The 4,297-nt window shown below is 69.7% G+C and carries 3 protein-coding genes; all 3 read left to right on the forward strand.

The window, feature by feature from the left end; all coding sequences use genetic code 11:
- The first annotated feature begins 154 nt into the window (after window positions 1-154).
- Entirely contained in the window at window positions 155-1,030 is an 876-nt protein-coding gene (locus AB0C20_RS35335; RefSeq protein WP_357569640.1) for a sugar ABC transporter permease, read from the forward strand.
- The gene (locus tag AB0C20_RS35340) at window positions 1,027-1,893 is read left to right on the forward strand and encodes a carbohydrate ABC transporter permease (protein WP_091407036.1); all 867 of its coding nucleotides are present in this window, start codon (window positions 1,027-1,029) and stop codon (window positions 1,891-1,893) included. The genes AB0C20_RS35335 and AB0C20_RS35340 overlap by 4 nt, the downstream gene beginning before the upstream one ends.
- A gap of 38 nt (window positions 1,894-1,931) precedes the next feature.
- The coding region (locus AB0C20_RS35345) for a glycoside hydrolase family 3 N-terminal domain-containing protein (protein ID WP_357569639.1) at window positions 1,932-4,297 on the forward strand (2,366 nt) is incomplete at its 3' end.

Genomic DNA, 4,297 nt, shown 5'->3' on the forward strand with positions numbered 1-4,297 from the left:
GGCGGGCGCCGATCCGGTCGATCAGCGTCCCGCCCAGCGGCGAGAGGGCCAGGGTGACCACGCCGTACCAGCCGACCGAGTCGCTGCGGGCCCCCACAAGGCCGGGCGCGAGTCCGCCCGCCGAGCCGACAACCGCCGCAAGTGGTACGAGATCATCGGGCTCACCACGCCGGCCGTCCTGATCTACGTGATGTTCGTACTGGTGCCGATGGGCTTCGCGGTCTACTACAGCCTGTTCCGGTGGCGTGGGGTCGGCCCTCCCACCGAGTTCGTCGGTCTGCGGAACTACACCCTCGCCTTCCAGGACCCGATCTTCCTCGACGCGTTGCGCAACAACGCGATAATCGTCTTCGGGTCGCTGCTGATCCAGGGCCCGATCGCCTTGGGCGTCGCCCTGCTGCTCAACCGTCGCTTCCGTGGGCGGGCCGTGTTCCGCCTGCTGGTGTTCGTGCCCTACGTGCTGGCCGAGGTCACCGTCGGCATCATGTGGAAGCTGCTGCTGACCGGCGACGGCACCGTCGACGCACTGCTGCGGTCCCTGGGCATGGGCGGCCTGGTGCAAGCCTGGCTGGCGGACCTGGATGTGGTCATCTGGACCCTGCTGGCCATCCTCACCTGGAAATACGTCGGCTTCGCCATCATCCTGCTCCTCGCTGGACTCTCCAATGTGCCCGACGAGCTGACCGAGGCGGCGGCCATCGACGGCGCGAGCTGGTGGCAGATCCAACGGCATGTCACGATCCCGCTGCTCGGCCCGACGATCCGGATCTGGATGTTCCTGTCCATGATCGGGTCACTGCAGATCTTCGACATGATCTGGGTGACCTCGGTGCCCGCGGTGCGGTCCCTCGGCGCTTCGGCCACCATGGCGACATACATGGTGGACAACGGGTTCTTCGCCCGGCTGTGGGGCTACGGCAACGCTGTGGCGGTAATCCTGTTCGTCATCTCCTTCGTGGCGGCGCTGCTGTTCCAGCGGTTCCTGCTCCGCCGCGACATCGAGGGCGCCATCACCGGAAGGGCGAAGTGACGATGGCCGTGAACTCGGTTCTCCCCCCGTCCACCGGACGCCGTCAGGTCTCCTGGGGCACGCCGCTCACCTACGCGCTCGCCCTCGCGATCGCGGCGGTGTCGATCGCCCCGGTCATCTACGTGGTCATCGGCGGGTTCCGCACCACCCCGCAGATCGTCGCGGACCCGGCCGGCCTGCCCGACCCGTTCGTCTGGGACAACTACGCCAGGGTGCTGACCCAGAGCAACTTCTGGCAACAGGCGTTCAACAGCGCGGTCATCGCCCTCGGCACCACGCTGGCCGTGGTCGTACTCGGACTGGCCGCCGCGTTCGTGCTCGCCCGCTACAGCTTCCGCGGGCGGGAAGGGCTCTACACCTTCTTCACCCTCGGTCTGCTGTTTCCGGCCGGGGCGGCGATCCTGCCGCTCTACCTCATGCTGCGTGACCTGAACCTGATCAACTCCTACTACGCGGTGATCCTGCCGCAGGTCGCCTTCTCACTGCCACTGACGATCGTGATCCTGCGCCCCTTCCTCTCGGCCATCCCGAGAGAGTTGGAGGACGCGGCCGCCATCGATGGCGCGAGTCGGCTCGGCTTCCTCTGGCGCGTCGCGATGCCGTTGTCGCGGCCCGCGCTCGTCACCGTTGGCGTCCTGGCGTTCGTGGCGAGCTGGAACTCGTTCCTGCTGCCGCTGCTCGTCCTCAGCGACGTCAACCTGCACACCCTGCCGCTGGGCGTGCAGAACTTCTCCAGCCAGTACACCACCGACACGGCAGGCGTACTCGCCTTCACCTCGCTGGCGATGCTGCCGGCACTGCTCTTCTTCACGCTCGCGGAGAAGCAGATCGTCGGTGGCCTGCAGGGCGCGGTCAAGGGCTGAGCCGCAGCGGTACGAGCACAACCACAGGAAGGCAGAGCATGACTGAGGTCCACGCGGTGGTGGGCGGGCCGGCACCGGCCCAGGCAGGCCCGGAACACGGACGACCGGACGGGCACGACGATGAGACCCGCCTGCGCGATCTCCTCGGCCGAATGACGATCGAGGAGAAGATCGCCCAGCTCGTCGGCTTCTGGGAGAAGGAGGACGGCGAGGCGGTCGCACCGTTGCAGGGTGAGTTCGGCGACGCCTTCAAGCTCGAGGAATTCTCCCGGCACGGGCTCGGTCACCTCACCCGCACCTACGGCACCCGCCCCGTGGACGCGGCGGAACACGCGGCCTGGTTGTGGAAGTTCCAGCGCGACCTGGTCACCGGGACCCGGCTCGGTATCCCGGCGATCGTCCACGAGGAGTGCCTCACCGGGCTGTCCGCGTGGAAGGCGGCCACGTTTCCCACCCCGCTGGCCTGGGGCGCCGCGTTCGACCCCGAACTGGTCACCGAGATGGCTGCGGCGATCGGCGCCTCGATGCGGGCCCTGGGCATCCACCAGGGGCTCTCTCCGGTGCTCGACGTGATCCGTGACCCCCGCTGGGGCCGGGTGGACGAGTGCATCGCCGAAGATCCGTACCTGGTCGGCACCATCGGCACGTCGTACGTGCGCGGCCTCCAGTCGCAGGGAGTGCACGCCACCCTCAAGCACTTCGCTGGTTACTCCGCCTCGCGCGCCGGACGTAACTTCGGCCCGGTGCACATCGGCCGCCGGGAACTGGCCGACGTACTGCTCCCCCCGTTCGAGATGGCGATCATCGACGGTGACGCCCGCAGTGTCATGCACTCGTACGCCGAGATCGACGGCATGCCCGTCGCCGCCGACCCGACGATGCTGACCGGCATCCTGCGCGACCAGTGGGGCTTCGACGGCACGGTGGTGGCCGACTACTACGGAGTCGCGTTCCTGAACCTGCTGCACCACGTGGCGAGTGACCACGCGGCCGCGGCCGGGCAGGCGCTGGCCGCCGGTCTCGACGTCGAACTGCCCACCGGAGACGCCTATCTGACCCTGCGGGAGTCGGTGCGGGCGGGCACGCTCGACGAGGCGCTCGTCGACCGCGCGGTGCTGCGGGTGCTGCGCCAGAAGCGGGACCTGGGTCTGCTCGACGCGACCTTCAGCGACGAGCCGCCTGAGGCGATCGACCTCGACTCGCCCGAGCACCGGTCGATCGCCCGCCGGCTCGCCGAGGAATCGATGGTGCTGGTCGCCAACCGCGACGCGCTGCCGCTGCCAGCGGGACGACGGGTGGCCCTCATCGGCCCGAACGCCGACCGGCAGAGTGCGCTCTTCGGGTGCTACTCGTTCCTCAACCACGTCCTCGTCCAGCACCCCGGCGTGGAGACCGGCATCGAGGTGTCCACAGTGCTCGACGCCGTGCGGGCCGAGTTCGGCGGCGATCTCGTCACCTGGGCACGCGGCTGCGACGTGGACACCGACGACCGGTCCGGCTTCGACGAGGCTGTCGCCACGGCCTCTGACGCGGACGTTGCGGTCCTGGTCGTCGGCGACCACGCCGGCCTCTTCGGGCGCGGCACCGTCGGCGAAGGCTGCGACCGGGACGACCTGGAACTGCCCGGCGTCCAGCGCGAACTGGTCGAGTCAGTGCTGGCGACCGGCACACCTGTCGTCCTCGTGTTGCTCACCGGCCGGCCGTACGCCATCGGCTGGGCGCTCTCACGCTGCGCGGCTGTGGTGCAGGCGTTCTTCCCGGGTGAGGAGGGTGCCGGGGCGATCGCGGGCGTGCTCTCCGGGCGGGTCAACCCTTCGGGCCGGCTTCCGGTCACCCTGCCCGGGTCGGCCGGCGCGCAGCCGTACTCCTACCTGCACCCCACCCTCGGCGCGGGGAACGCGGGGACCAACCTGCTGGCGACGCCCGTGGCGCCGTTCGGCCACGGCCTGTCCTACACGACGTTCGCGTACGACGAACTCACAGTGCCCAGCACGGTGCCCACCGACGGGACGGTAGGGGTGAGCGTGCGGGTGACGAACACCGGCACGGTCGCCGGCGACGACGTGGTCCAGCTCTACGGTCGCGACCTGGTCGCCTCGGTGACCCGGCCGGTGGCGCAGCTGCTCGGCTACCGGCGGGTCCACCTGGAACCGGGCCGGTCCGTCACTGTCGAGCTGGCGGTGCCCGCCACCCGCCTGGCCTTCTCCGACCGCACGTTCACCCGCGTCGTGGAGCCCGGCGACGTCGAGATCTGGGTCGGCACCAGCGCGCGGCGGGACACCGAGGCGGTGACCACGCTCGTCGGTGACACGGTCCACTACGTCGGCGCGCTGGACAACCCGGGCACCTCCGCCGGTGCGGAGACGTCCCCGATGGGCCCCGGCCGCTACCAGGTCGAGGAGCA

Source organism: Micromonospora sp. NPDC048843, from assembly GCF_040649965.1.
GTDB classification, from domain to species: Bacteria; Actinomycetota; Actinomycetes; order Mycobacteriales; family Micromonosporaceae; genus Micromonospora; species Micromonospora hortensis.